The following is a 26,689-nucleotide window of genomic DNA, read 5'->3' on the forward strand; positions in this document are numbered from 1 at the left end:
GCGGCTTTGCTTTTTTTATGCTCATATTGCCCGGTGGATAATCATTGGTTTTTGGGTGGTCCGGCATTTGGCCGGGCCGCATGTCCATCAGGCCGGCGCCTGCGCTCGAGTCGTTCGCGCCTTTAGCCCCTGTTCAATCCGTGATGTGACCTCGAGCGTTCGGGCTGCATCCTCGACGTCAATCAGTGGAGGAGCGCCATCGATCACGTCAAGGAAGTGATCCAGCTGCACCTCCAGCGGTGCGCGTTGTTGTTCTGGTCGTGTAAGTTGGTCTTTTTGGGCCGCAGTGCCCCAATCCTGTCCGCGCCACAGGGTCATGGAGGGAAAGCTCACAGCGCCACTGGTTCCCGTGATCCAGATCATGTCCTGATGGGTCGTGCCGATGTTCGGGTTTTCGCCGGTTCCGGCCTCAAACCCCCAGGGGCTGGGTGCGGTATCGGCAAAGCTGATAGTGCCCGTCGCGCCGTTTTCGAATGCGATCGCGACAGCCCCGCTTTCTATCCGTTCCGATCCGCGGATGGGCGCTCCGGGCAGGGCGACGACATCCGAGATTTCTCCGATCACAAAGCGCAGGACATCGATATCATGCACCAGATTGATCATGACTGGGCTGCCATCGGAAGTCCGCCAGTTCTGTTCAAAATAGCTGTCGGGTTTGCGCATGGCCCACAGCAACGAGACATTGATGACTTGTCCGATCGTACCTTGCGCGATCACCTCCTTCAGGTGTTGCAAGATTGTATGATACCGCCGATGGTGGCCTACAAGACTGCGGACATTGGCCTGGCGAACGGCCGTCTTCAGGCGCAGTGCATCATCGACCGACGCGGCAACCGGCTTTTCGATCAGCATGTGCCAACCGCGGGATGCGGCCAGAATGCCATGTTCGGCATGCAGGCGGGTCGGAGTGGCGATGATGACGCCATCTACCGGGTCCTGCACCTCGTCCATACTAGCAAAACGCGGTGCGTCGATCTGGATCGAGCCATCTGGATCGGCCAACCCGACCAACATGCAGCCGGGATGCTCAATCACGGCGCGGACGTGGCGGATACCGATTAATCCGCCGCCGGCTACAAGGATCCGTTTCACATCACCGCTCCGATTTGCCAGGGAACAAATTCGTAGTCACCCAAGCCCTGCGCCTCGGACTTGGTCCGCGCGCCAGAGGCGACTTGGAGCAGCCGTCGGTATATTTCCTGTCCTTTTTCTTCGACGCTGGCGCCTTTGGTCAGAATGTCGCCCGCATCCACGTCCATGTCTTCGGGCATGCGTGCTGCCAATTCAGAGTTGGTAGCGATTTTCAGCGTGGGTGCCGGTTTGGACCCAAATGCAGAGCCGCGTCCCGTGGTGAAGCACACAAGGTTGCACCCAGCCGCGATCTGCCCGGTCACTGAGGCCGGGTCATATCCGGGGCTGTCCATGAAGGTGAAGCCTTTGGCGGTGATGGGTTCGGCGTATTTGAATACACCGGTCAAAGGGGTGGTGCCGCCCTTCGCCGCTGCCCCCAGCGACTTCTCTAGGATGGTCGTCAGACCCCCTTGCTTGTTGCCGGGGCTTGGGTTGTTGTCCATCGAACCGTGATTGCGAGCGGTATAGTCCTGCCACCAATCGATCAGTCCGATCAGTTTTTCCCCAGTTGTGCGACTAAGGGCGCGGCGGGTCAAAAGGTGTTCGGCTCCGTAAATTTCGGGTGTTTCCGCAAGGACACCTGTGCCGCCTTGCGCAACCAACAGGTCGCAGGCATGTCCGAGCGCCGGGTTCGCGGTCACGCCGGACCAAGCGTCCGAGCCACCGCATTGCAGCGCAACCATCAGTTCGGACGCCGGGGCTTCGCTGCGCCTCGCCTCATTGGCAATGGGAAGCATCTTTTTGATCTTGTTGATGCCCATTTCCACGGTCCGACGCAATCCGGCGACGTTCTGGATGTTCATCGTCTGGAAGGTGGGACTTTGCTTCAGCCCATACGCGTCCAGCAGCCAGTCGATCTGGTTCATCTCGCAGCCTAGACCGACCATCAGAACGGCAGCGTGGTTGGGGTGTTTTGCAAACCCCCACATGACCCGTTGAAGGGCTTCAAAACCGTCGCCGGAATCGGCCATTCCGCAGCCCGTTCCGTGGACAAAGGCCACCACGCCGTCGACGTTCGGAAACTCGGCCAGCTTGTCCGGCGTGAAGTGATTGGCGATCATGCGGGCCGCAGTTGCCGAACAGTTCTCGGTGGTCAGAACCGCGATGTAGTTGCGCGTGCCGACCCGACCGCTATCCCGGTGGTAGCCCATAAACGTATCGACCGAGTTGGCGGGTTTCGTGGGTCTGTGATCCGTCGCAAACTCGTAGTTCACGCTGGTGTTGCGGAACTCGACATTGTGGGTGTGCACATGGTCGCCGGGTTCAATCGGTTGGGTGGCGTAGCCGATGATCTGGGCGTACTTTCTGACCGGATCGCCGAGTGCAAGATTCCGCGTGGCGACCTTGTGCCCCGAGGGGATGCGCGCATTGGTCGTGACATCCTCGACCATACTGCCGGCCTCCAGGTGCCGAGTTGCAACCACCACGCTATCCGTTCGATCTAAACGTACAAAAGTCATAATCAGCTTTCCTGGCGGCAGCAGCTAGGCGCAGAACGGTGAGTCCGATGACCACCGGTGAATATCTATATGCGGCTTGCCAGACAGTCTTGCTCGTGCCGCCTCCCAATTGGACTTGCAGACGCGCCAATCTCGCAGCTCGGTTTCGGGGCGCGATCTGGACCTCGCGATGAAGCTGGGGAAATGATCTCGACCGGTCGGTTGGCCTGCTGCACTAAAGCGGATGTCGAACGACCAGCGGAACCGGTCCGTTTTATTGATCAGCGAAGCGTGTGGCGTCAAAGGGTGAAACAGGATTATCCCGCCGGCCTTGACAGGAAGGGGTACGGTGCGGCCTTCATCAATGAACCCGTCAGCAATGCCTGTCTGCGTCCGGGCACAATGCGGCAGGATGGTTTGGTCCGGTGCCTTCGGCAGCACTTGCAGGCAGCCGTTTTCGACGGTTGCATCGTTGACGGCAATCCACACCGTGACCATGTCGGTCTGATCAGCATCCTCCAGCGCAACCGCTCGATCCTGATGCCAGTCCGTTGCGGTGATGTGCGCGCGCACCTCGTCCTTGGACAGCTTCAGGGCAGGGGGCTTCAGCCGAACGTGCTGGATTGGATTGCTCACCAACTCTGGCCCGATCAGCTGCTCGACGATGTCAAGCATGGGACGGGCCGTCAGCAAGTCGAACACTGCGGGCCCAATATGGAACGGTGTGTCCGCCATGATCCGATCGCCGGGCAGCGAGATGTCCAGCGGCTGGAAATAGTCGCATCCGGCCTGATAGGCGGACAGAAGTTTGTCCCAGAAGGTCATTCCGGACGGCTCGTCCTTGACCAGCCCTTTTTCGTACCAACAGTCATAGAGCCGGTTCAGGACATCCGAGTATTCCGCTTGCACCCGACCCAGGACATCGCCGGGAATTACATCCTCAACCACGAGGTATCCATCGGTCTGGAACTTGCCAATCTGATCTTGTGTCAGCATGGGTGCAACCTCACAACAGCAGCGCGATGATGCCAGGCCAGATCAGAAGAACGGAAAGCGCCAGCAACTGGATCCCGATGAATGGCAGGAAGCCGCGGAAGATATCCGTTAGGCTGATATGCGGCGGGGCCACTGACTTCAGGTAGAACGCGGCCGGGCCGAAAGGGGGCGAGAGGAAGCTGACCTGCATGTTCATACAGAACACGACGCCGAACCAGATGGCGACATGACTCGGCTCCAACTGGCCAAAGACTCCGATTTCCTCGATAGGAAGGCGCAGGACGATCGGCAGAAAGACCGGAATGATCAACAGTACGATGCCGACCCAATCCATGAATGCGCCCATGAACAGCAAGATCAGCATCATTACCAGAATGACCAACATGGTCGGCAGCTCCTGGCCGACGATCAGGTCGGCCACGTATTGGGGCCCTCCAGCAATGGTGTAGGCACCCGCCAGCGCGGCGGCCCCGATCGTAACCCAGATGATGGTGCCTGTGGATTTTAGTGTCCGCATCAAGCTGTCCCAAACCAGCTCGAACGATCCTTCGCCTCGTAGGATGGCGATGATCAGGACGGCGAAGGCGCCCATGCCAGCAGCCTCAGTGATCCCTGTGATCCCGCCATAGATCGAGCCGAGCACGACGCCGATTACAACCAGCGGCGCGACGAGACCCTTGCCCATTTCCCAACCGATTTTTGCGCGCTGTCTGCCAAAGACGAAGAAAATCAGCAGAAGGGCGACGATCGTGATGCCGGCAAACCAGGGCAGGTAGTCAGCCGTTCCCAGCCTCGCGGGCTCACCCTGGCTGGCAGCGTTCGAGCCTGAGAGCTCGAAAAACGCGGCCCGGATAAACAGAACGGTGGAAAATCCGGCGACAACGATGCTCATGAAGGCCCCAAACAATTTGCGTTTTTCGGCCGGTTCTGGGTCGTTTGGGTCCGGTTCCGGCAGCGGAGCGTGATGAGGATTCAACCGCGTGCGGATGATGATGTACAGGATGATCATCGAGGCCAGCATGAAGCCGGGAATGAAAGACGCGGTGAACAGCGACTTGATCGAGGTTTCGGTGATCAGCCCATAGATGATCAGAACGATCGAAGGAGGGATCATGGTGCCCAGAGACCCTGAGGCGCAGATGACGCCGATCGCGAGATTCTGATCGTAGCCCAGGCGCAGCATCTGGGGCAGGGCGATAAGGCCCAGCAGGACAACCTCACCGCCGATGATGCCGGACATGGCAGCCATGATCACCGCCATGATCGAGGTCACGATCGCGATGCCGCCGCGTGTTCTGGACAGCCAGACATTCAGCGACGAATACATGTCGCGCGCGATCCCGGACCGCTCTAGCAGCGACGCCATGAAGATAAACAATGGCACGGATATGAGCACGTAGTCCGTTAAGAGCCCGTATATCTTCTGCGCCAGGATATAGAGCGGCCCAGTCCCTGGCCGACCGGTGAGAATCCCGTCGCCGAATGAAAACGGGTTTAAAAGCAGTGTCGGTTCGAACTTGAGCACAAGAACCAGAACCGCAAGCGAAGCCGAGGCCAGACCCAAGGGCATCCCGATCGCCAGAAGCACAATCAGGGCGACCATCAGGATGAGTGAGATTGTTCCAATGTCCATCAGTCTTGTCCCACCGCCCGTTTGATCATTTCAATTTCGTCTTCGTCCGGTTCATCTGTGTGGATTTCCGGTTCTTTGTTCCAATCCGCGACCAAGTTCAAAATTGCTTGCATTGCGACGAGCGTAATCACTATCAGCACCATCGGCTGCAACGTCGCCGGGATCGGAGGATTGAAGGCAGAGCCATAAAGCTCCCATTTGTAGAGCTTATTGACGAACACCTGTTTGTAGCTGCCGTAGACAAGAAAGAAGGCAAATAGCACGATCAGTATAGTCGAAACCGTATCAAAAACGCGCTGAAGCCAACGTGGAACTGCGTCGTACATCAGGAATATTCGAATGTGACTGCGTTGCTGCATGGCGTAGTAGCCAGACATTAAAAACACAAAGCTGGCGAACCAGAGTGTCATTTCGTTGGCCCACTCGGTCGGCTTCTCCAGGATATAACGCATGAAGACTTCGTAGAGCATGACGACAGTCATGATTGCTATCATCATCATCGTCACTCGACCTATGAACAGGGCGAAACGGTCCATAACCGTCGAGCCTTCGAACTCCATCGTCGCCGGGCGCACGGTCTTGGTACCAATCACTGCAAGAAACGGTAGAAGGACGAGCGCGGCCATGTCGATGATGTCGACATACCCCCCGAATGCGCCAGACAATTCGGGCGTAACGTCGCTGCGCAGATATATTTCAGTTACCTGACTTTTGAGGGATTCAGAGGTGTAAGGCAGCCAGTCCAATAGGAATGCGGGAAGATGCCAAACAAGCCAGCTGGCTGTTGCGACGAAGGCCAACGGTATGAGCCATTCAATTAGTCCGCCTGAGTTCTTGTGCATCGCGTAACCCTCGTCCCTATCCTTCGATCCTGTAGTGATCGATAAAGTCTCGGTCCGGCTCGACACCCAATCCGGGGCCAGTCGGGATCGTGACACGGCCGTTGTTGGCCTTGACCTGATTTTGAATTTCCAGCGGTTCGGTCAGCAGATCGTCCCGAAACTTGTTGTCCGTTGTGTCGAACTCCAGCATCGGCTCCCATGGATGCAAGCCGCCTGGAATTGCGGGCATGGCCGCTAGTAAATGCAGATTAGTTGCGACGGCGATGGCGCTACCCCAGACGTGATTTACGACCGGAGTGAAATGTGCGTGGCATAGAGACAGTACCCTGAGATACTCTGAAACACCGCCCAAAGCACAAACCTCTGGCTGCGCGATATCGATGCCACGGTTTTCAAGAAGATTGCGCCATGCCCAGCGATTGAATACCGCCTCTCCGCCCGAGATGTTTACTTTAAGCGAAGTGCGCAGTTCGCGGTATCCGTCAATGTCTTCTGGCGCGACCGGTTCTTCGTACCAATATGCGTCCAGTTCTTCCAGCGCCCGACCGACAAAGAACGCGTCTGAAGTCGTATAGGCATGGTTTGCATCGACCATAAAAGGAAAGTCGTCACCAACTCCGCGTCTTACTGCTTCGCACAGTTTCACATCAGGCTTCGGGCCAAAGCCCGTTTTCATTTTGGTGGCGGTAAATCCCATTGACTTGATCTTTGCGGCTTCATCCTCAAAACGGCTTGCAAGACTAGAAATCGGTTCATCCCGGAGCATCATGCCGTAGCCGTAGCAAGGAACGCTTGCGCGATGAGCCCCGCCGACAAGCTTATGGAGGGGGAGGCCAGAGATTTTGCCGGAGATGTCCCAAAGTGCGATGTCCACCCCAGACAAAGCCTGTATTGGCATTCCGCTTTGGCCATGGTCTCGCAAAAGATTGTACACCTTGTGCCAGATCACGTCTTTGTCCAAAGGGTCCATGCCAAGGACCATTGGTTGGATTACCTTTTCCACGATGGATTTGTTCGCAATGGCTACGTTTCCGGGACCAAAGCACTCCCCCCAACCGGTTACCCCTTCATCTGTCTGAATCTCGACCAGATGGGTTGTACGCTTGTCATAATACTGTTGCGAGTAGCCCAGAACTTCCGGCATGTCGTACTGCAGTACATGACTTATTATTCTGGTGATTTTCATGAAGTTCTGGATCCCGGCGCCGATCCGGAGAGGCCGCAAGTGCGGCCTTTCCGTGTGTCGTAGTTCGATCGAAGCCTGATTACTGCATTGCGCCCAGGTCACGCAGGAAGTTGATGTGGCTTTCCAAAAGCGCCTGTGCTTCAGGTGTCGTTGCGAACTCCGTCCAACCGACCTGAACGGCCGCGCGATACGCTGCCAGGTCTTCAGGCGACCATTCGTACAACTGAACGCCTTTTGCCTTCAGGTCTTTTGCAGTCTGAGCGTTCTGCACTTCATTGATTGTGGCATTGTGCAATGCCAGGCTATCCATTGCGACTTCCATGATCTTCTTGTGATGCGCGGGCATCGCTTCCCAGACGTCTTTGCGACAAGCTAGGTGATCTGCAGGCATCGAGTGGAAACCGGGATAGTTTGTGTGGCCTGCGATCTCGTACAGACCGAGGCCCACATTGTTCGTCAGGTTCGCAGCATCCGCACCATCAATGATACCGGTTTCCAAAGCCGTGAAGATTTCGTTGAAGTCCATCACGATCGGAGAAGCACCAAGTTCCGCGAACACCTTGGTAGCAAGGCCTGGAGGCGAGCGGAACTTCCAATCTTTGAAGTCTTCCACTTTTGCAATCGGCTTGGTCGAAGACAGCGACTCTGGCCCGGGAATCCACCATCCGATGAATTCCATGTCGTAGCCGTTGTATAGATCATTTACAGCTTCTCTTCCGCCGCCATGAAGAAGCCAAGCCATTTGCTGATATGGGTTCTGATATCCGCCGAGCAGGTCGCCCGCAAACTGGAAGGCCGGGTTTTTACCGGTCTGATAGCCGCCGCCCGTCATGTCGCAATCCAGAATTCCTGTAGCTGCGGCATCGAAGGTTTCAACTGATTTGACCACCGAAGAGGAATAGAACATTTCGACTTCGATTTCGCCGTTCGACATTTCCTGAATGTCTTCAACGAATTTTGCAGCCATCTGGCCTGACAGAGTTTCGGGCGAAAAATGGGTTTGAATTCTAAGCTTCGTTGTTTCAGCCATCGCGAAACCGGCTGCCATTGTCGTGGCTACGGCCGCCAGGGCCGCTGTCTTGACTATTTTCATATTGTCCTCCCAGACGTTGAGCGTGCGCGGTGTGGAAGATCTTGCCGCCTCCTTTGCTGTCGCGCAGGTAAACGTTAAGCCGACGAATCGAATGCAACAAGAAAAAATTGAAATTTCTAAAAATTTCGAGATTCTTGCGATAATTCGAAAATAAGGTTAGGACGCTACTTGGACAAAACTTGAAGGTGCATACTGGAATGAACGACGAAATAGATATTTATCAAGATCTTAAGATGCGCCTGATCTCTAATGGATTCGAGCATGGAGCGAAGGTGCGGGCTGAAGAACTTCGTAAAGTGTATGGCTGTTCTGCGAGCGCCGTTCGTGAAGTCCTTTTTCGTTTGGCCGCTGTTGGTTTGGTGGACTTTCAGGAACAAAAAGGTTTCCGCGTGCCAATGCGTTCGCCGCAGAAGCTTATCGAATTGACGCATGTCCGTGTTCTGTTGGAGGCCGAAGGCACCGCAATGTCGATCCGTAAGGGCGGGGTGGATTGGGAAGCAAGATTGACGGCCGCACATCACAAACTCAGCCATATCGAAAAACGCATTCACGCCACAGACGACCCGAGCGGCCTTATCGAGATATGGTTTGCCTCGGAAAAGGAATTTCACCAAACACTTATTTCTGCCTGTGGCTCGGAAACCTTAAAACAAATGCATAGCCGAGTTTATGCGCAATTCAGACAGCAGTTGATGGTGGCAGACCGGAACTTTGAATTCATTTCTCAGAACATAAGACACCATGCCGATATACTTGAAGCAGCATTGTCAGGGGATGAGCAGTTAACACGAGAGAAAATTCACGACCATCTGGAACGCCATCTAACTGGAAAGACGATGGGCGACTAAAGCCGAAAATCGTCTTCCAAATACACCTGAATTATATCGTCGAAGCTTGATTCCGCTTCGAACCCCAACTCCAGAGCGCGATCTGTTTGAAAGTCGCGCGGCCAATTCTTGACTATTCGTTCGATTGCCTCGTCGGGTTCTCGCCTGATTAGGCCAACCGCTTCTTGACCTGCCACGTTGCGCAGAGCTTCGATTTGTTCGGCGACGGTGCAACTTACGCCAGGCATGTTCAATGCGCGTCTGTCATTCAAAAGCTGCGTGTCCATTGTTGCTGCGTGGGTCAAAAAAGTCGCAGCGGCGCGGGGGCTGGCGTGCCAGTGACGAACAGTTTCGGCAACTGGCAAGACAGCCTCATCCCCATTCAATGGCTCTCGGATTATACCTGAAAAGAAGGACGAAGCAGCAGCGTTGGCTTTGCCCGGGCGCACACACAAAGTGGGCAAGCGCAAGGAAATACCGTCGATATATCCTTTCCTGCTGAAATCCGTGATCATCAATTCAGCCGCCGCTTTCTGCGCTCCGTAACTTGTCAAAGGTGCCGAGAGGAACTCATCGCTTATCTTTTCGGGGAATGGTGACCCAAAAACTGCTATGGACGAGGCAAAAACCAGACGAGGTGTGTACTCGTTTCCTGATGCCTCGTGTTCATCCTTAAGTGCGTTCAGCAGTGCCCACGTTGCCATAAGGTTTACATCCCAACCCAACGCAAAGTCTGTTTCAGCTTGGCCTGAAACGATAGCTGCAAGATGAAAAATGACGTCTGGCCGCTGCGTAGCAAAAGACTTAGCTATGCCTGACGCAGTCAAGTTCCCCACAATTTGATTACCTGCCGCACTGTCGGGCGGGAACGAGAGATCGAACAGTGAGACTTGGGCATCGGCTCCAAAGGTTTCTTGGGTCGACACGCGATGGGCCAGTTTCTGGCCCAGCATTCCTCCGCCGCCTATAATCAGGATCCGCGTCACAGCATTCCGTTCCGTTTTTTGAGTTCTAGATACAAAGCTGAATGATCCAGTTCGGCCCCATCCATTTCGTCTATCAGATATTCGAAACGGTCGCGCACAGATCGGGTGCTAGGTAGCTCAACGCCAAGGCTTCGTGCTTCCTCCAGCGTGTTGTCCAAATCCTTTAGTTGAAACTTAGACAAACCTCCGGGTGCAAAATTTCCATCAGACATGCGTTCGCCATGTTGTTGCAAGATAATACTATCCGCAAAGCCCCCCTTCAGTGCGGCCCTCAACGCGGTGGGGTCCGCACCACCTTGCTGAGCCAGTAGAGTCGCCTCGGCGACTGCCGATATTGTTACAGCGACAATTGTTTGATTGGCCAATTTGCACAATTGACCAGAACCACTTGGGCCAACATGTACAGGCCGGCCCATTGCTGTCAGAACCGGTCGCACGCGCTCCATAACGTCCTGATCGCCACCGACCATGATCGCAAGGGTGCCAGCTTCGGCACCTTTGGTGCCACCGGAAACCGGGGCGTCCAGATGCAGCACCCCCATCGAGGAAAGCTGCGCGGATTGCTCTCTTGCGTGTTCGGGTTTGGCGCTCGACATATCAATCCATATCATCCCCGGATTGAGTTGCTCGCGGAAAGCCTCGTCAGCAAGTAGCGCGCCGGTCGCGTATCCATCCGAGAGCATGGTTATTATTACGTCTGCACCCGAAACCGCCAGCGGGGCAGTTTCCACCAATGTCGCGCCTTCTGCTGTCAACGGTTTTGCCTTTTTCAAGCTGCGGTTCCATACAGTGAGCGGAAACTCGGCGCGCAAAATATTCCGCGCCATAGGAGCTCCCATCAGGCCGGTTCCCAACAGAGCCACTTTGAACTGCTTGCTCATCATCTACTGTCCTTCCGAAGGTGCGCCACGCATGGTTATGGCCAAACCAAAATCTCTGTCATACGCTAACGGCTCTGGGCCCACATGCCAGAAGTCGTTGCAAATCCGCCAAGGTTTCTTTGCTTCTAGGTTGATCTGTGGGACGACGTAACACTTGTCCAGTCGCCACTTTTGAGGTCGGAATATTTATATGTCAGAAAGACTTAAGGGAAAAAGCGTCCTGGTCACAGCCGCCGCACAGGGGATCGGACTTGCAAGCGCAATTGCAATGGCAAGAGAGGGTGCAAAAGTCTATGCGACGGATATTAGCCCCAAAAAACTAAATTTGATTCGCGGTCAGAATCTCGAAAATCTCGAAATTTTCGAGATGGATGTGACGAATAATGACAGCATTCATCATGGGGTCGCGCGAGCGAAGCCGGACGTTTTGTTCAACTGCGCAGGGTTCGTGCATCACGGAACTATTCTGGATGCAACCGATGAAGAGTGGGATTTTGCCATGGACCTTAATGTGCGCTCAATGGTGCGCACGACAAAGGCTGTATTGCCGGGAATGCTAGCGCGCGGAGGAGGCTCGATAATCAATATGTCTTCCGCGCTGGGTTCCATAATCGGTGCGCCAAATCGTTTTGTATATGGAACGACAAAAGCCGCTGTTGTCGGGCTGACGAAATCGGTGGCCGTGGACTTCATAACAAAAGGAATCCGGTGCAATTGCATTTGTCCGGGAACAGTCGACAGTCCCAGTTGGCGTGACCGCGTAGATGCGTTGGGAGAGCAATTGGGCAGCAGAGAAGAGGCCCTTGCACAATTTGTGGCGCGTCAGCCTATGGGGCGTGTAGCGAAAGCAGAAGAGATTGCTGCATTGGTCGTCTATCTGGCGAGCGATGAAAGTGCATTCACCACAGGACACACGCACATAATTGACGGGGGTTGGTCAGGCCAATGACAAAAGTATCAAAAAACGATTTGCGATCTCGCAAGTGGTTCATGAATTCTGAGAACCTTGAGATGACTGCATTGTATCTGGAAAGATACCTGAATTACGGATTGACCCGTGAGGAACTGCAATCAGGCAAACCGATCATTGGCATTGCTCAGACCGGCAGTGATTTGAGCCCCTGTAATCGGCATCATATCGAATTGTCCAAACGTGTTCGCGATGGAATCATCGCCGCCGGGGGAACGTGCATTGAAATACCGGTCCACCCGATACAAGAGACAGGTAAACGGCCAACGGCGTCACTCGACCGCAACCTGGCTTATCTGTCCTTGGTTGAAAGTCTATTCGGGTATCCGATTGATGGCGTTGTTCTGAACATTGGTTGCGACAAGACCACGCCCGCGCTTCTTATGGCCGCTGCGACCGTCAACATCCCAGCGATCGCCCTGTCGGTCGGTCCCATGCTCAACGGCTGGTGGAAAGGTGAGCGCGCTGGATCGGGAACGGTTATTTGGAAAGCGCGCGAAGACCTTGCGGCTGACGAAATTGACACCGATGAGTTCATGGAAATCGCAGCCGCCGCAGCACCTTCGGTGGGTTATTGCAATACGATGGGAACAGCAACGACCATGAATTCGCTTGCTGAGGCCTTGGGTATGCAATTGCCCGGATCAGCAGCCATTCCAGCCCCGTATAGAGAGCGCGGTCAAATCAGTTATGAAACGGGTAAACGCATTGTGGAAATGGTCTGGGAGGATCTACGCCCCAGCGATGTGATGACACGTCAGGCTTTTGAGAATGCGATTGTTATCAACTCTGCGATTGGTGGATCGACGAATGCGCCGATCCACCTGAATGCAATCGCTCGGCATCTTGGTGTTCCGTTGACCAACGATGACTGGCAGAAACTTGGCCACGACGTTCCACTGTTGGTTAACATGCAGCCTGCGGGTGAGTATTTGGGCGAAGATTACCAACAGGCCGGAGGTGTACCCGCCGTTGTCGGAGAGCTTCTTGATGCTGGATTGCTGCCGCATCCCGATGCGATAACGGTGAACGGTAAGACGATGGGCGATAACTGCTCGACGCGCCGGTCTCAGAATAGCGACGTAATCAAGCCTGTCAGTAGCCCGGTTAAGCAACAGGCGGGGTTCATCAATCTCTCGGGCAACCTGTTCGAGAGTGCGATTATGAAAACATCTGTGATCTCAAAGGCATTTCGAGAGACCTACCTGTCGAACCCGGATGATCCTGATGCATTTGAGGGCAGGGCGGTTGTGTTTGATGGGCCTGAGGACTTTCACCATCGGATCGATGATCCTGCAGAAAACATCGACGCAAACTGTATACTGATTATGCGCGGAGCGGGACCAAAAGGATACCCTGGTGCTGCAGAGGTCGTGAACATGCGGCCGCCCGCACATTTGTTGAAACAGGGCATAGAAGCCCTTCCTTGCATCGGTGATGGACGGCAATCCGGTACATCAGGAAGTCCGTCTATCCTGAATGCCTCACCCGAAGCTGCAGAGGGTGGTGGGTTGGCCTTGGTGCGAAATGGCGACCGACTGCGCATCGATCTTGGAAAAGGCACAGCAGATATGCTGGTTTCGCTTGAAGAACTGCATGAACGCGCCCGCGATCTGGAGGCAAAGGGTGGTTATTCAACCCCGCCCAACCAATCCCCCTGGCAGGAATTATTCCGCGAAAAAGTAGATCGGTTGGATCGCGGTATGACGCTCAAGGGTGCAGAAAACTACCGCGATATCGCGCGAGGCTTCATGCCACGCGATAACCACTAAAAGGAACAGAAATGAAACTTGTTCGTTACGGAGCCAAGGGCTCGGAAAAGCCAGCCCTGGTCGACTCTGAGGGTCAATTGCGGGATCTGTCCGCTCATATCAATGATATCACGGGGGATATGTTGGATGACGGAACGCTTGATAACCTGCGGTCATTGGATCCGAACAACCTGCCAATTGTAGAGGGTGACCCTCGTATCGCGCCGTGTGTCGGTGACATCGGCAAATTTCTTTGCATCGGTTTGAACTACTCAGACCATGCTGCAGAAACCGGCGCAGATATTCCCGAGCATCCGATACTTTTTTTCAAGGCGAACTCAGCCGTCATTGGTGCCTATGAAGATGTTGTCATGCCGCGGGGATCCACCCGTACCGACTGGGAATGCGAACTGGGCGTCGTCATTGGTAAGACAGCCAAATACGTTCCCAAGGCCGACGCACTCGAATATGTTGCGGGCTATTGCATCGTAAACGACGTGTCGGAAAGGCATTTTCAAACGCAACTGACAGGTCAATGGACCAAAGGAAAATCCTGCGACACATTTGGCCCTACCGGCCCGTGGTTAGTGACCCGGGATGAGGTGCCGGATCCCCAGAATCTTGGTATGTCACTGGATGTAAACGGTCAGCGCATGCAAACCGGGAATACCGCCACGATGATCTTTTCCGTTGCCGAGATCATTGAGCATCTAAGCCAACTTTTTACGCTGCACCCCGGTGACGTCATTTCAACCGGAACACCGCCCGGTGTTGGAATGGGGATCAAACCGGAACCAGTTTATCTGAAAAAAGGCGACGTCATGGAGCTTCGTATCGATGGGCTTGGTGTTCAGCGGCAAAAGGTCGGCCAAGATGACTGACTTGTTGCAAATCGGAGGGATCACTGAACGGATGCGAGAACGCCTGTCCTCAGTGTTCAATATTCAACAATTGGACGATTTCAACGCGGAAAGTATTACGCATATCGTAACGAACGGGCATGATGGCGTTCCGCATGACCTAATGATTTCACTCAGTAATTTGAAGGTAATCAGCGTCTATGGAGTCGGCTACGACGCCGTCGACGCAAGTGCTGCGGCTGAGCGAGGAATTGTTGTGACTCACACGCCCAATGTGTTGAACAAAGAAGTCGCAACCACCGCCGTTCTGCTGTTGCTGTCTTGTTATCGAGAGCTCACACGTGACGATAATTACGTTCGGTCCGGACGGTGGGAAGTTGAAGGTAATGCCCCTTTGACGCGATCAGCGGACAATCAAAAAATAGGCATTCTTGGTCTTGGTCGCATTGGTCAGGCGATTGTTGATAAGTTGGAGCCGTGGGCACCCGAAATCTCATATCACACCCGCAAACAAAAGGATGTCCCGTACCGATATTTCGACAATTTGGTTGAAATGGCAGAGCATGTGGACGTCCTCATATGCATCACGCCCGGCGGCCCGTCGACCAATAGGCTGGTCAACGCTGAGGTGTTGCGCGCGTTGGGGGCAGGCGGCACTCTGATAAACGTTAGTCGAGGTTCAGTTGTCGACGAAACTGCCTTAATTAGTGCATTGCAAAACGGTGAGCTCGGGTGGGCAGGGCTTGATGTCTTCGAGGACGAACCGCGCGTTCCAAAAGCATTGCGCGAGTTGTCCAATGTCGTTCTGCTCCCTCACGCTGGTAGCGCGACTTTTGAGACGCGTGCAGCAATGGGTGACCTGACTGTCGACAATCTGCTGCAACACCATAAGGACGGATCGGTGATCACAGCTGTGCCGGAATGCAGAGATCTGTAATAGGCCAATCTGAAAAGTGTTTGAGTTTGCTGTCGCGGTTTTCTTTCTACTGATTACGCCGGGCCCGGGTGTTCTAACAACCGCGGGTATTGGATCAGCTTTTGGTTTTCGAGCTGGACTCGCCTTTGTGGCTGGTCTGATGCTGGGCGGGTTCATCAACATGATGTTAGTTGTCTCTGGAGTCGCTGCGGTTGCTTTGGCTGTACCGGTGCTTAGAACTTTGTTGCTATTCGCCTCTGTCGGGTATTTGGTATTTCTCGCCTGGCGTATTGCCAGCGCCGGCTCAAAGGTCGGATTTTCTCCTGCGGTTTCGCCGCTTGGTTTTGCGAACGGTCTGACACTTCAGTTCATCAATCCCAAGGCTTACGTGGTCGGCACAGCATTGTTTTCAGGGTTTGCCTTTTTGCCCGATGCGCCCGTTTGGGAGGTCGTCATAAAAATCGTAGTATTCAATATGATTTGGGTTCCAGTGCACATGATCTGGCTGGGTGCTGGCGCAAAGCTGGGTAGCCTTGATTTAAGCGAGAGATCGCATCAAAGGATCAATATTGCGATGGCCGCTTCATTAATGGTGGTTGTGGTGATTGCCTTGGGGTCGGCGCTATGAACGATATCTAAGTCGGTCTTACTTAGCAGGCGATTGGAAGCTGCAGATCAAAGTGACGCCGTTATTCCACCATCGACATAGAGAGTATGACCATTGACGAAACTGGATGCAGGGGAAGCAAGGAAAATGGCGGCGCCGACAAGTTCTTCTACATTGCCCCAGCGACCGGCCGGGGTACGTTTCTCAAGCCATGAGCTAAACTCTGGGTCGGCAACCAAGGCGGCGTTCAAAGGTGTATCGAAATATCCAGGCGCAATGGCATTGCAGTTTAGACCATACTTAGCCCAATCAGTTGCCATTCCTTTTGTAAGATTGGTCACGGCGCCTTTTGTCGCCGTGTAAGGCGCAATACCCGGTCTTGCTAATGCGGATTGAACCGACGCAATGTTAATGATCTTACCAGACTTTCTTTCAATCATGTGCCGTGCCACAGCCTGACCGACGTGAAAGACGGACGCTACATTTGTCTGTAGCAGGCGCTCGAAGGCATCAGCGGGGAAATCCTGTAACTCCGTCCTGTGTTGCATTCCGGCGTTGTTTATCAGGATGTCTATTGGGCCGACTTTTTCTTCAAAGTCGTCCACAGCAGATCGGACACCTTCATGATCGGTTGCATCGAACGAAAGTTCGCGTACCGAGGCACCTGTTTCGCTCAGCTCGGATGCTGCTGCCGCTAGTTTAGTGGCATCGCGTCCGTTCAAAACGACCTGCGCACCGGCGGCAGCCAAACCACGAGCCAACGCAAATCCAATGCCTTGGCTAGAGCCTGTTACGAGCGCGCGTGTTCCCTCTAGGCTAAACATTTCAAGCGTCATGCAAAAATCCCTTGGTTGTCAGCACCGACTATCCGTATCTTTTGGCAATCTGTATAGGGAGTCCGTGCAATGTCTTCGGCCAGTGTTGCTGTTGTTATCCATGCCGCAAAAGATCTGAGGTTGGAAAACCGGGATGTGCACGACGTGGGGCCAGACGAAGTCTTGATTGCCATGCGCGCGGGAGGGATTTGCGGCTCTGACCTGCATTATTATAACCACGGTGGTTTTGGCGCGATCAAGTTGCGTCAACCGATGGTGCTTGGACACGAAATCGCCGGGGAAATAGTGAGAGTTGGGTCAAGTGTGCAGGGGTTGTATTTAGGTCAACTGGTTGCAGTTTCTCCATCCCGACCTTGCCAAGCCTGCATTTATTGTCTGAACGGGCAGCAAAACCACTGTCTTGATATGAAGTTCTATGGCAGCGCGATGCCGTTCCCGCATATCCAAGGCGCTTTTCAAAGCAAACTCGTAGCGAAAGCCAGTCAATGCGTTCCAGCAGATGGGTTAAGTCCTGCGCAGGCCGCTATGGCCGAACCTTTGGCGGTCTGTTTGCACGCGATTAAACAAGCCGGGAGCCTCTTAGGTAAAACGGTACTTATCACGGGATGCGGTCCAATCGGCTGCCTCACGATCTTGGCGGCGCGTCGTTCTGGGGCGGCCAGAATAGTGGCGACGGATATCTCGGACCAGACCCTCGCTCTGGCGCGTGAATGCGGGGCAGACGATGTCATCAACACCTACACCGATCCGCAAAAACTGGAGCAGTTTGAAAACGACAAGGGTCAGGTTGATGTACAACTGGAGTGTTCCGGGGCTCAATCGGCTCTGGCTTCTGGCGTCGCATGCTTGCGACCGGGTGGAACATTGGTTCAGCTTGGTCTGGGCGGAGATATGACTGTGCCGATGCAGGCGTTGACTGCAAAAGAGATAGTGCTTCGCGGGTCTTTCCGTTTCCATTCCGAGTTCTCAGTCGCGGTCGAGATGATGCGAAGCGGACTAATAAACGTCGACCAGTTGGTGACGCATTCCTTCGAGGTAGGCGAGGCCATCACTGCTTTCGAGGTCGCGTCTGATCGAACCCAATCAATGAAGGTGCAGTTAACGTTTCCAGAAAATGACGATGGATAGACGAATGAGTGATATTGCAAAGACTTATGAAAGAGACGGTTTCGTAGCTCCGCTGGATATCCTGACAGCTTCTGAGGTCCAAGCGCTGCGCAATGATTTTGAGAAAGCTGAGCGCATTCTCAGAGACGACCCAGATAAACTCAAGCTTCTATATTCTTATCCGGACAGGCTGATACCATCATTCGATGCACTACTTCGCCATCCGAAGCTGATTGAGGCTGCTTCAACGGTGTTAGGGCCGGACCTCATGGTTTGGAGCGGTGCACTTTTCGTAAAAGAAGCGCGATCATCGAAGATAGTCTCGTGGCACCAAGACTTGACCTATTGGGGATTGGATGATGCTGAAGAGGTTACCTGTTGGGTTGCGATTTCAGAAGCGTCTGAGCAAAGCGGGTGTATGAAGTTTGTTCCTGGCAGCCACAAAAGCCGTATCGTGCCTCACGTGGACACTTTCAGCGAAAACAATCTGTTATCACGTGGGCAGGAAATCGCAGTCGATGTGAACGAAAAAGATGCAGTTGCTGCCGAATTGCGTGCGGGGCAGGCATCCATGCATCACGGGCATCTCTTTCACGCATCCGGGCCCAATAACACAGACGATAGACGCATTGGTGCGGCGTTGCGTTTCATAAAGCCTTCAATGAAACAGCAGAATGGCGTGAAAACTTTGGTTGCGCTAGTCGCAGGGCGAGATGATTTTGGGCATTTTTTACTTGCGTCCTCCCCTCAGGGCTTTTTGCATGAGCACGATTTCGTTTTGTGTCAAAGGGATGCAGACCGCAAGAAACAAATACTCTTCGCCGGAGTGTAATGGTTCCCTTCGCAAGCTCAGAACCAATTTTATTTCGACCCAAAAGCCGACCTGAAGCGCGAAAACTGGTGGACTTACAAGTGTTATCATCGTCGCTCAGCTTTTCTTCCATCGGGTAAAAAGCTGAAGAGGTAGTCTACGGCAAGCTCGAAATTAGACTATTCATCGCTAGCTCATAAGGCATTCTGTTTGGTCTTGTCAGAAGAAGTTTGCTTAAGCGGGGTAGGGGTGTTGCGTAGCTTTTGCGCATGACCAGACCTGCCTCTTCAAGTACTTCAAAACCAGCCCTGAGATCATCCGCCTTGCGGTGATGCTATACATCCGATTCCCGCTCTCGCTTCGGAATGTCGAAGATCTGCTGCACGAGCGAGGCATCGACGTGAGCCACGAAACTGTCCGATATGGGTGGAACAGGTTCGGTCCGATCTTCGCCTCTGAGATCAGACAAAAGCGGGTGCAACAACTGCGTGAATTCTCGAATTGGAGGTGGCAGGTGGACGAGGTTTTCGTGAAGGTGATTGGCAAGAAACATTACCTCTGGCGGGCCGTAGATCATGAGGGCGAAGTGCTGGAAGCCGTTGTCACCAAACGTCGAAGCAAAGCTGCAGCATTGAAATTTCTAAAGAAATTGATGAATCGACACGGCCAAGCGGAAGCCGTCGTCACGGATCGCTTCGCCGGATACAGAGTCGCGGTCAGAGAGCTGGGCACGCTCGAAAAACAACCGACGGGTAGATGGCTCAACAACCGGGTCGAGAACTCGCACCTGCCGTATCAACAATGCGAGCGCGCGATGCAGGGTTTAAGGCGCATTCGAAGTTTACAGAATTTCGCTTCCGACCATTCCTCCGTATACAACCACTTTAACCAGGAAAGATCCCTCACCAGCCGAGACTCCTTCAAGCTGACGCGAACCGCCGCTCTTGACGAGTGGCGTCAACTTTGTTCCGGATAGGTTCACGATTTTGCGTCAAATTGAGACTGGTTAAAATTCGTCTGACAGCACCTGCATCCAAATCAATGGGTCCAGAGCCTAGCTGAGATTGGTTCATATTTGTTCTACTGCGTTATCTTTCCATGTTGGCCCACGTTTAGGGTTCCCTTCTCCTGCACCTCTGCGTACACGCCCATATCCATGTGGCCCAAGTGTTTTCGAATAAGGAACGGGATTTTCAGGTCTCGTTCGGCTGTTTGAGGGTTAACTTCGGTAGCGGCACATCTTTTTGTTCGCGAAATTATCTTTAGCTTCACATCGCCAAAGGCCAAGGTTGAGCCGACAGAGTCTAACTCGGAAAATGGAGGTGGTCCGTCCAATTCAATATTTGCACGAAACCTTGCCGGGTGTATTTCCACATTGAGCTCTCTACTAAGTGCATCAACAGACGCTAGGTTGAGAACGGAAATTGCGTTCATCATTTTTGGCGACACGACCGAAACGTCTGTGAATCGATGCGGATGGGAAGAGACAAACACTGGCGGTTCGGGGTCTCTTAAGTCGAGTGTGGTATTGAGGAAACTCGCCGCGTCCAATTGCCCGTTTGGCTCACTCATATCGAAGTGGAGAGTTTTCCTTCCGTGCTTAATTTCCAGCAATTGAGTTTGAGCGTCGAATTTGGTTTGCAGTCCAGCCAGTCTTGCTTCGTTCAAAAGCACAACAAAGCGGTCTTTTCTCAATGGTTTTGGATCTCGAGGGTCGAAACCGGAGTTGTAGCGGGCAAAGCCGAATAGGCGGTCACCAGGAATGCCTTCACCCGCTCGCAGGTTTATGGTGCTTAGTGGTTCCGGGCTCAAACCTTTGATCGGGTAGCGGTTCATCCGGACAATGGTGAGTTTACTCATAATTGGGGTCCTGGCTTGTCGAGATATCCGGGTGGTGGGGCTAGCAAGCGCCCTCCTAGCGATCCTACATTGGAATCTTGGTCGAACGGCAAGAATTGGGCTTCGGCACAATCATGGATAGACTCGGGTTGGCAATGCAATACCGTCGGTGCCTTGATTTGAAGAATTGGCGCGTTTGATTTCGAATTCCTTCTTCCTTTGCGCTTGATGGTCCTGAGTGATCGAGAGGAAGAAAAATATAGTAAAAGCATATTATTACTGGGATACGTTGATGTGTTGGCGGTGATTTTGAGGTACGAACCTCAAAATTTTCTGGACTTGAGGTGCGTACCTCAAATAGCCTTATAGACATGCCGCGATTCGCACATCCTCGAATGACGGCGCAAAAAAGGGAGGAATGGATGACTTACACAAAACTGGCTTCGGCCAGCGCAATAGTCCTTGCCGCTACTACTCTTTCTACCAAGGCAAATGCTGAAGACCTGACGCTCTGTTGGGCTGCATGGGACCCGGCCAACGCGCTTGTTGAGCTATCAAAAGAATTCGAAGCAGAATCCGGCCACACGATGAACTTCGAATTTGTTCCCTGGCCAAACTTTGCCGACCGGATGCTGAACGAGCTGAACTCCGGCGGGAAGCTCTGCGACCTGTTGATCGGAGATAGTCAGTGGATCGGCGGGGGCGCTGAAAACGGTCATTATGTAAAACTGAATGATTTCTTCGATGCCGAGAGCATCAGCATGGACGATTTCGCGCCGGCAACGGTTTACGCCTATTCGACATGGCCTAAAGGTACTCCGAACTACTACGCATTGCCCGCAATGGGGGATGCAAACGGCTGGTTCTATCGCAAGGACTGGTTCGAGAATCCGGACATCCAAGCTGCGTACAAGGAAGCAACAGGGCAAGATTTGCGTGAACCTCAGTCTCAGAAAGAATTGCTGCAAATCGCGCAGTTTTTCCAGGGTCGTGAGATCGATGGAAAGACGGTTTACGGTGCGGCGATCTTTACTGAGCGTGGTTCCGAAGGGATCACCATGGGTGTGACCGGAGCACTCTATCCGTGGGGCTTCAAATATGAAAACACACCAGGATCCTACGATATGGAGGGTGCCGTAAACTCGCCCGAAGCAGTCGAAGCGCTAGAGTTTTACAAAGAATTCTACAAAACAGCGACACCCCCAGGATACACAAACTCCTACATGGGAGAGAGCTTGGACGCCTTTAAGTCCGGTCAGGTCGCCATGGCTATGAACTGGTTCGCGTTCTTCCCAGGTCTCTATGCCGATCCCAATACCGGTGGTGACAAGATCGACTTCTTCGTGAACCCACCACAAAATCAGGCAGGCTCGACACTGGGCGGACAAGGTATCTCTGTTGTCAGCTACTCTGACAAACAGGACGCCGCGCTTGAGTACATTAAGTGGTTCGCGCAGCCAGAAGTTCAGGCCAAATGGTGGGAACTAGGCGGCTACTCAGCACATAATTCAGTGCTGGAAGATCCTGGTTTCGTAGACAGCCAACCGTTCGCCGGTGACTTCCTGGAAGCAATGGCCGGGGTGCAGGATTTCTGGCAAGAGCCTGCCTACGCGGAACTGCTGCTGGCAATGCAGAAGCGCATCCACGACTACGTGGTTGCCGACCAAGGCACAGCTCAAGAAGCGCTTGATCTTCTGATCGAAGATTGGACGGAAGTCTTCGAAGACGAAGGCAAGCTTTAGTCCGGACACAGGCAGGAGCGGGTGCAAACCCGCTCTACCTTCACCCGTGAGCCCTAAACCAACAAGAACTGGCAAAGAGATGTCTGACAGGACCGTAGATCGCGTTGCGCAGGCAACGCCCGAGCGAGTTGCGCGAAAAATTCGGGGGTTATCCGACCGCGCGATCGCCTGGATATTCATCTCCCCAACGATATTTCTACTGCTGGCGATCAATATCTTCCCTTTGATCTGGACCATCCAACTGAGCTTTACCAACTACAAGGCCAACCGGATCGGGCGCGAGGTCAAAGATGTCGGGTTCAGGAATTACGAGCGCATCCTGACAGACTCGGACACATGGCTGAACATGCAGGCCACCGCACATTTCCTGTTCTGGACGATTTTTTTTCAAGTCCTGATCGGATTTACTCTGGCGTGGTTGATCAACAAGAAATTCAAGGGCAATGATCTTTGGACCACGATCATCGTGCTGCCGATGATGCTGTCCCCGGCCGTTGTCGGAAACTTCTGGAAGTTTCTCTATCAGCCTCAGATCGGCCTGTTTAACTACATCGTATCGTGGTTTACCGGCAAAGACCCGTCGAGCTTTGAGATGCTCGGGTCCGTAACGCTGGCGCCCTGGTCCATCGTGATTGTCGACACCTGGATGTGGACCCCCTTCGTGATGCTCATCTGTCTGGCCGGGCTGCGCAGTATTCCCGATTACATCTACGAGGCAGCTGAGATCGACAGGGCCAGCAAGCTGCGCCAGTTCTTTACGATTACCATCCCGATGGTCCTGCCATTCCTCATGTTGGCGGTGCTGTTTAGAGGGATCGAGAACTTCAAGATGTTCGATCTGGTGGTGCAACTGACGGGCGGCGGGCCAGGGTCTGTTACGGAGCTGACCTCCATCAATTTGAAGCGCGAAGCCTTTGAGAAATGGCGCACGGGTTATGCCTCGGCCTATGCGATCATCCTTTTCGTCACCGTGTTCGGCCTTGCGTCGATCTACGTCAAAGCCCTGAACAAGGTGAAACAGAGATGAGCAGTTTTTCCGTCACCGAACCTTCGAACCGTTCAAAGTGGATCGCTGGGTTTCTGGTTATCACCTATGCGCTGATCACGATGATCCCGCTGGTTTGGATTTTGCTAACTGGCTTCAAGTCTCCAGCCGACGCGATCAGCTATCCGCCCAAGGTTGTCTTTGACCCAACACTTGAAGGCTATGTCAATCTCTTCACCACTCGCACACGGCAGACGCAGGAGTTCCTGGAAGCCAACCCGCCACAGAACTGGGCCGATGAGATCGTCCGGCAATATGACATGGTTATTGTCGGGCCATCCAAGTTTGGCGAGCGTTTTATGAATTCGGTGATCATCGGGTTTGGATCGACGTTCCTAAGCATCTTCCTTGGCACCTTGGCTGCTTATGCATTCAGCCGTTTCAAGGTGCCGCTCAAGGATGACCTTCTGTTCTTCATCCTCAGTACGAGAATGATGCCCCCGGTTGCCGTTGCGATCCCAATCTTCCTGATGTTCAGAAACCTCGGTCTAAGCGACACGCATTTGGGGATGATCCTTCTCTATACGGGTGTGAACATCTCGTTGGCTGTTTGGCTGCTGAAAGGGTTCATCGACGAAATCCCGCGAGAGTACGAGGAAGCGGCACTAATAGACGGCTACACCCGGTTTCAGGCGTTTTACAAAGTTGTACTGCCGCAGGCTGCGACGGGTATCGCTTCGACAGCGATCTTCTGCCTTATATTTGCATGGAACGAGTATGCGTTTGCCGTGTTGCTGACATCCGCGAATGCGCAGACCGCGCCGCCCTTTATTCCAACCATCATCGGGATCGGTGGGCTGGATTGGCCTGCAGTTGCGGCTGGTGCCACGATCTTCCTGATTCCGGTCATGATTTTTACCATCCTGATGCGCAAACACCTGCTGCGCGGGATCACATTCGGAGCGGTGCGCAAATGAGCGAGTTTCTATCAGGATTAATGCGTTTTCGCCGAGGCCCATGGGAGATGGTCGCGACCATCCTCATCGCGGTCGGCGTATTTATGCTGATGCAACCGTTCGTCCTTTGGGCGTTCACTTATTCCTTCATCGTTACGCTGATCGGAACTGTCATGTTCATCATCGTCAGCCATTTTCCGGAGTAGAAATGGCCCAGATCGTTGTCAAAAACGTAAAGAAGATGTTCGGCGATTTCACCGCTGTGCGGGAAAGCTCGTTCACGATTGAAGATGGTGAATTCTTCATGCTGCTTGGTCCATCGGGCTGCGGCAAAACAACGACGCTGAGGATGATCGCAGGCTTGGAGCTTCCAACATCGGGTGAGATCTATCTCGACGGCGAAGAAATCAGCCAGCGACCCCCATCAGAGCGAGACATTGCATTCGTGTTCCAGATGTTTGCGCTGTATCCCCACATGAACGTGCGCAAAAATATCAGCTACCCCCTGATATCGCAGGGCATGCCGCGTGCTGCTGTAAAAGCCAAAGTAGAAGAAGTCGCGGGAATTCTGGGGATCAACGACATCCTCGATAGCCCGGTAGGTGGACTGTCAGGTGGCGACCGGCAGCGCGTGGCGCTGGGCCGCGCGATCGTTCGCGAACCCAAGGCATTCATGATGGACGAACCGTTGGGTGCCTTAGATGCCGAGTTTCGAGAACACATGGCCGAAGAGTTACGCGCGCTTCATGACCGTATGGGCGCAACCACTGTTTACGTGACACACGACCAGTTGGAAGCCATGCAAATGGGCGACAAGATCGTAGTGATGAACAACGCTGTGATTGAGCAATTCGGCACACCTCAGGAAATCTACGACAAACCAGCCACAATGTTCGTTGCAGATTTTATCGGGTCCCCTTCCATGAACTTCCTGCCGTTTCAAGGAAAGGTCGCGCCTGACTCGGAAATGGTTCGACTAAATGGCCATGACGAAGCCGTGCCCAAACTGATGGAGGGGGCGGAAGGTGACTTAGTTTTTGGGGTTCGCCCTGAGCATGTTTTTCTATCGGATGCGAGCGCCTACAGAGCCAAGGTTCTGGCGACAGAATATTTGGGAACCACCCAGATCGTGACGCTGCAAAGCCCGAACGGAGAGCTGAAAGCCCGGATTGATGCGCGCGAAGTCGTAAATCCCGGCGAGACGGTGGGTTTAGAGTTCCGCTCACCCGCAGTAACACTGTTTGAAAAGGCCACCGGACGCGCGTTGAGGTCCGCTCTGAACGACGAGGTACTAAGTAATGGCTGAAGTCGTTTTAGAGAATATCTCGAAGTCATTCGGCAATCTAAAGGCGGTGGATGATATCTCAATGACGATCCCCAACGGCGCCTTTGTGGTGCTATTGGGTCCAACGGGCGCGGGAAAGACAACGACGCTGAGATTGATATCCGGACTTGAGAAACTGGATTCTGGAACCGTTCGCATTGCTGGACGGGATGTTGGAATAGAAACGCCAGCCCAGCGCGATGTGGCTATGGTTTTCCAGCAATACTCACTGTACCCGCATATGACAGTGCGGGAGAACCTGTCTTTTCCTCTGAGGTCGCCGATCCTGAAGACGCCAGAGGATGAGATCAAGAGGAAGGTTAACGAAGTTGCGGACATCCTCCAGATTCCGCACAAGTTGAACAACAAAGCGACTGAACTGTCTGGCGGTGAAATGCAGCGCGTTTCAATTGGACGAGCGCTGGTGCGAGACCCCCAGATATTTCTGATGGATGAACCCCTCAGCTCTTTGGACGCCAAGCTTCGGGCGGATTTGCGGGTCGAATTAAAAAGAATTCAGGCGGATCTGGGATCGACCTTGCTATACGTGACCCATGATCAAGTCGAAGCCATGACAATGGCGACGCATATCGGCGTTTTGGAGAACGGCAGGCTGGTTCAGTACGGAACACCCCGGGACATCTATGAAAACCCCGGTAGCGTTTATGTCGCCAGCCGGTTGGGACTGCCACGGATCAACATTCTGCCTTCCGAGCTGTTCGGAGGTAATCACAAAGGTCCGCAGATAGGTCTTCGCCCGGAAAACATCATCGAAGGAGAAGGCAGCGAAGCGCGGGTAATACGCGCAGAGCATCTGGGGGATCAAACGCGGCTACACCTGGACCTGAACGGTCACCCGGTTGTGACCTTGATTGATGTACATCAGGATTATCCATCTGGAAAACTTATAAAAATCCGCCCACACAACCCGTTGTATTTTGACGCGTCCGGCGCGCGCGTGAATTAAGGAG

26 protein-coding genes are annotated in these 26,689 nt (G+C 53.6%); 15 read left to right on the forward strand and 11 right to left on the reverse strand.

Annotation, left to right across the window (positions count from 1 at the left end; all coding sequences use genetic code 11):
- Positions 1–87: 87 nt before the first annotated feature.
- From ACRZ9U_RS07675 to ACRZ9U_RS07705, 7 genes are all read right to left on the reverse strand, one after another.
- Complete coding sequence (locus ACRZ9U_RS07675; RefSeq protein WP_170403505.1) at positions 88–1,092, reverse strand: Gfo/Idh/MocA family protein; 1,005 nt, start codon at positions 1,090–1,092, stop codon at positions 88–90.
- Positions 1,089–2,591 (reverse strand): UxaA family hydrolase, encoded by a 1,503-nt coding sequence (locus ACRZ9U_RS07680; protein ID WP_480901546.1) that lies wholly within the window; start codon positions 2,589–2,591, stop codon positions 1,089–1,091. Before ACRZ9U_RS07680 ends, ACRZ9U_RS07675 begins: the two co-directional genes overlap by 4 nt.
- 24 nt (positions 2,592–2,615) lie before the next feature.
- The gene (locus tag ACRZ9U_RS07685) at positions 2,616–3,566 is read right to left on the reverse strand and encodes a phytanoyl-CoA dioxygenase family protein (protein WP_170403502.1); all 951 of its coding nucleotides are present in this window, start codon (positions 3,564–3,566) and stop codon (positions 2,616–2,618) included.
- A gap of 10 nt (positions 3,567–3,576) precedes the next feature.
- Entirely contained in the window at positions 3,577–5,199 is a 1,623-nt protein-coding gene (locus tag ACRZ9U_RS07690) for a TRAP transporter large permease (RefSeq protein WP_170403499.1), read from the reverse strand.
- Positions 5,199–6,041: a TRAP transporter small permease subunit gene (locus ACRZ9U_RS07695; RefSeq protein ID WP_480885728.1), complete on the reverse strand. Its 843-nt coding sequence runs from the start codon at positions 6,039–6,041 to the stop codon at positions 5,199–5,201. Before ACRZ9U_RS07695 ends, ACRZ9U_RS07690 begins: the two co-directional genes overlap by 1 nt.
- Positions 6,042–6,057: 16 nt before the next feature.
- A complete protein-coding gene (locus ACRZ9U_RS07700) occupies positions 6,058–7,227 on the reverse strand; it encodes a mandelate racemase/muconate lactonizing enzyme family protein (RefSeq protein WP_170403496.1) in 1,170 nt (389 codons plus the stop codon).
- A 79-nt stretch (positions 7,228–7,306) separates the two neighbouring features.
- Positions 7,307–8,320 carry a TRAP transporter substrate-binding protein gene (locus ACRZ9U_RS07705; RefSeq protein WP_170396175.1) on the reverse strand — a complete coding sequence of 338 codons (1,014 nt, stop codon included), beginning with the start codon at positions 8,318–8,320 and terminating at the stop codon, positions 7,307–7,309.
- A gap of 197 nt (positions 8,321–8,517) precedes the next feature.
- Here ACRZ9U_RS07705 and ACRZ9U_RS07710 point away from each other — a divergent pair, with 197 nt between their 5' ends.
- Complete coding sequence (locus tag ACRZ9U_RS07710; RefSeq protein WP_170403493.1) at positions 8,518–9,168, forward strand: GntR family transcriptional regulator; 651 nt, start codon at positions 8,518–8,520, stop codon at positions 9,166–9,168.
- Here ACRZ9U_RS07710 and denD read toward each other — a convergent pair.
- Both denD and ACRZ9U_RS07720 read right to left on the reverse strand, forming a co-directional pair.
- Positions 9,165–10,133 carry a D-erythronate dehydrogenase gene (gene denD, locus ACRZ9U_RS07715; protein WP_170403488.1) on the reverse strand — a complete coding sequence of 323 codons (969 nt, stop codon included), beginning with the start codon at positions 10,131–10,133 and terminating at the stop codon, positions 9,165–9,167. The genes ACRZ9U_RS07710 and denD overlap by 4 nt on opposite strands.
- The gene (locus ACRZ9U_RS07720; RefSeq protein WP_170403486.1) at positions 10,130–11,014 is read right to left on the reverse strand and encodes an NAD(P)-dependent oxidoreductase; all 885 of its coding nucleotides are present in this window, start codon (positions 11,012–11,014) and stop codon (positions 10,130–10,132) included. The genes denD and ACRZ9U_RS07720 overlap by 4 nt, the downstream gene beginning before the upstream one ends.
- Positions 11,015–11,204: 190 nt before the next feature.
- Between ACRZ9U_RS07720 and ACRZ9U_RS07725 the strand changes: the two genes are divergently transcribed.
- The 5 genes from ACRZ9U_RS07725 to ACRZ9U_RS07745 are packed head-to-tail and all read left to right on the forward strand — an operon-like array spanning position 11,205 to position 16,139.
- Positions 11,205–11,963: an SDR family oxidoreductase gene (locus ACRZ9U_RS07725; RefSeq protein ID WP_170403482.1), complete on the forward strand. Its 759-nt coding sequence runs from the start codon at positions 11,205–11,207 to the stop codon at positions 11,961–11,963.
- The gene (locus ACRZ9U_RS07730) at positions 11,960–13,756 is read left to right on the forward strand and encodes an IlvD/Edd family dehydratase (RefSeq protein WP_170403480.1); all 1,797 of its coding nucleotides are present in this window, start codon (positions 11,960–11,962) and stop codon (positions 13,754–13,756) included. Before ACRZ9U_RS07725 ends, ACRZ9U_RS07730 begins: the two co-directional genes overlap by 4 nt.
- Before the next feature lie 11 nt (positions 13,757–13,767).
- Positions 13,768–14,616 carry a fumarylacetoacetate hydrolase family protein gene (locus ACRZ9U_RS07735; protein ID WP_170403478.1) on the forward strand — a complete coding sequence of 283 codons (849 nt, stop codon included), beginning with the start codon at positions 13,768–13,770 and terminating at the stop codon, positions 14,614–14,616.
- A complete protein-coding gene (locus ACRZ9U_RS07740; protein WP_170403476.1) occupies positions 14,609–15,532 on the forward strand; it encodes a 2-hydroxyacid dehydrogenase in 924 nt (307 codons plus the stop codon). The genes ACRZ9U_RS07735 and ACRZ9U_RS07740 overlap by 8 nt, the downstream gene beginning before the upstream one ends.
- 16 nt (positions 15,533–15,548) lie before the next feature.
- Positions 15,549–16,139: a LysE family transporter gene (locus tag ACRZ9U_RS07745; protein WP_170403474.1), complete on the forward strand. Its 591-nt coding sequence runs from the start codon at positions 15,549–15,551 to the stop codon at positions 16,137–16,139.
- Between the two features lie 47 nt (positions 16,140–16,186).
- On the opposite strand, the gene ACRZ9U_RS07750 is transcribed toward ACRZ9U_RS07745, so the two are convergent.
- Positions 16,187–16,954: an SDR family oxidoreductase gene (locus ACRZ9U_RS07750; RefSeq protein ID WP_170403472.1), complete on the reverse strand. Its 768-nt coding sequence runs from the start codon at positions 16,952–16,954 to the stop codon at positions 16,187–16,189.
- 69 nt (positions 16,955–17,023) lie between these two features.
- Here ACRZ9U_RS07750 and ACRZ9U_RS07755 point away from each other — a divergent pair, with 69 nt between their 5' ends.
- The 3 genes from ACRZ9U_RS07755 to ACRZ9U_RS07765 all read left to right on the forward strand — a co-directional run bounded on the left by ACRZ9U_RS07755 (position 17,024) and on the right by ACRZ9U_RS07765 (position 19,848).
- Complete coding sequence (locus tag ACRZ9U_RS07755; RefSeq protein ID WP_170396195.1) at positions 17,024–18,082, forward strand: L-idonate 5-dehydrogenase; 1,059 nt, start codon at positions 17,024–17,026, stop codon at positions 18,080–18,082.
- Positions 18,083–18,086: 4 nt separating this feature from the next.
- On the forward strand, positions 18,087–18,893 hold the full coding sequence (locus ACRZ9U_RS07760) for a phytanoyl-CoA dioxygenase family protein (protein WP_480570451.1): 807 nt from the start codon (positions 18,087–18,089) through the stop codon (positions 18,891–18,893).
- Positions 18,894–19,203: 310 nt separating this feature from the next.
- Positions 19,204–19,848, forward strand: coding sequence for an IS6 family transposase (locus ACRZ9U_RS07765; RefSeq protein WP_480570449.1), 645 nt, complete (start codon positions 19,204–19,206; stop codon positions 19,846–19,848).
- A 104-nt stretch (positions 19,849–19,952) separates the two neighbouring features.
- On the opposite strand, the gene ACRZ9U_RS07770 is transcribed toward ACRZ9U_RS07765, so the two are convergent.
- Positions 19,953–20,732 (reverse strand): MOSC domain-containing protein, encoded by a 780-nt coding sequence (locus ACRZ9U_RS07770; RefSeq protein WP_170403467.1) that lies wholly within the window; start codon positions 20,730–20,732, stop codon positions 19,953–19,955.
- 401 nt (positions 20,733–21,133) lie between these two features.
- Between ACRZ9U_RS07770 and ACRZ9U_RS07775 the strand changes: the two genes are divergently transcribed.
- The 6 genes from ACRZ9U_RS07775 (at position 21,134) to ACRZ9U_RS07800 (ending at position 26,685) form a co-directional block, all read left to right on the forward strand.
- Positions 21,134–22,453 (forward strand): extracellular solute-binding protein, encoded by a 1,320-nt coding sequence (locus ACRZ9U_RS07775; protein WP_170399683.1) that lies wholly within the window; start codon positions 21,134–21,136, stop codon positions 22,451–22,453.
- Between the two features lie 79 nt (positions 22,454–22,532).
- Positions 22,533–23,480: a carbohydrate ABC transporter permease gene (locus ACRZ9U_RS07780; RefSeq protein WP_170403466.1), complete on the forward strand. Its 948-nt coding sequence runs from the start codon at positions 22,533–22,535 to the stop codon at positions 23,478–23,480.
- Positions 23,477–24,415, forward strand: a complete 939-nt coding sequence (locus ACRZ9U_RS07785) for a carbohydrate ABC transporter permease (protein ID WP_010442361.1) — start codon at positions 23,477–23,479, stop codon at positions 24,413–24,415. Before ACRZ9U_RS07780 ends, ACRZ9U_RS07785 begins: the two co-directional genes overlap by 4 nt.
- Entirely contained in the window at positions 24,412–24,600 is a 189-nt protein-coding gene (locus ACRZ9U_RS07790) for a hypothetical protein (protein ID WP_170399676.1), read from the forward strand. The genes ACRZ9U_RS07785 and ACRZ9U_RS07790 overlap by 4 nt, the downstream gene beginning before the upstream one ends.
- A gap of 2 nt (positions 24,601–24,602) precedes the next feature.
- Positions 24,603–25,700: an ABC transporter ATP-binding protein gene (locus ACRZ9U_RS07795; protein ID WP_170403464.1), complete on the forward strand. Its 1,098-nt coding sequence runs from the start codon at positions 24,603–24,605 to the stop codon at positions 25,698–25,700.
- Positions 25,693–26,685: an ABC transporter ATP-binding protein gene (locus ACRZ9U_RS07800; RefSeq protein ID WP_170403462.1), complete on the forward strand. Its 993-nt coding sequence runs from the start codon at positions 25,693–25,695 to the stop codon at positions 26,683–26,685. Before ACRZ9U_RS07795 ends, ACRZ9U_RS07800 begins: the two co-directional genes overlap by 8 nt.
- The last annotated feature ends 4 nt before the right edge of the window (positions 26,686–26,689 follow it).

The sequence above is a fragment of the Ruegeria sp. D7 genome (assembly GCF_056534355.1).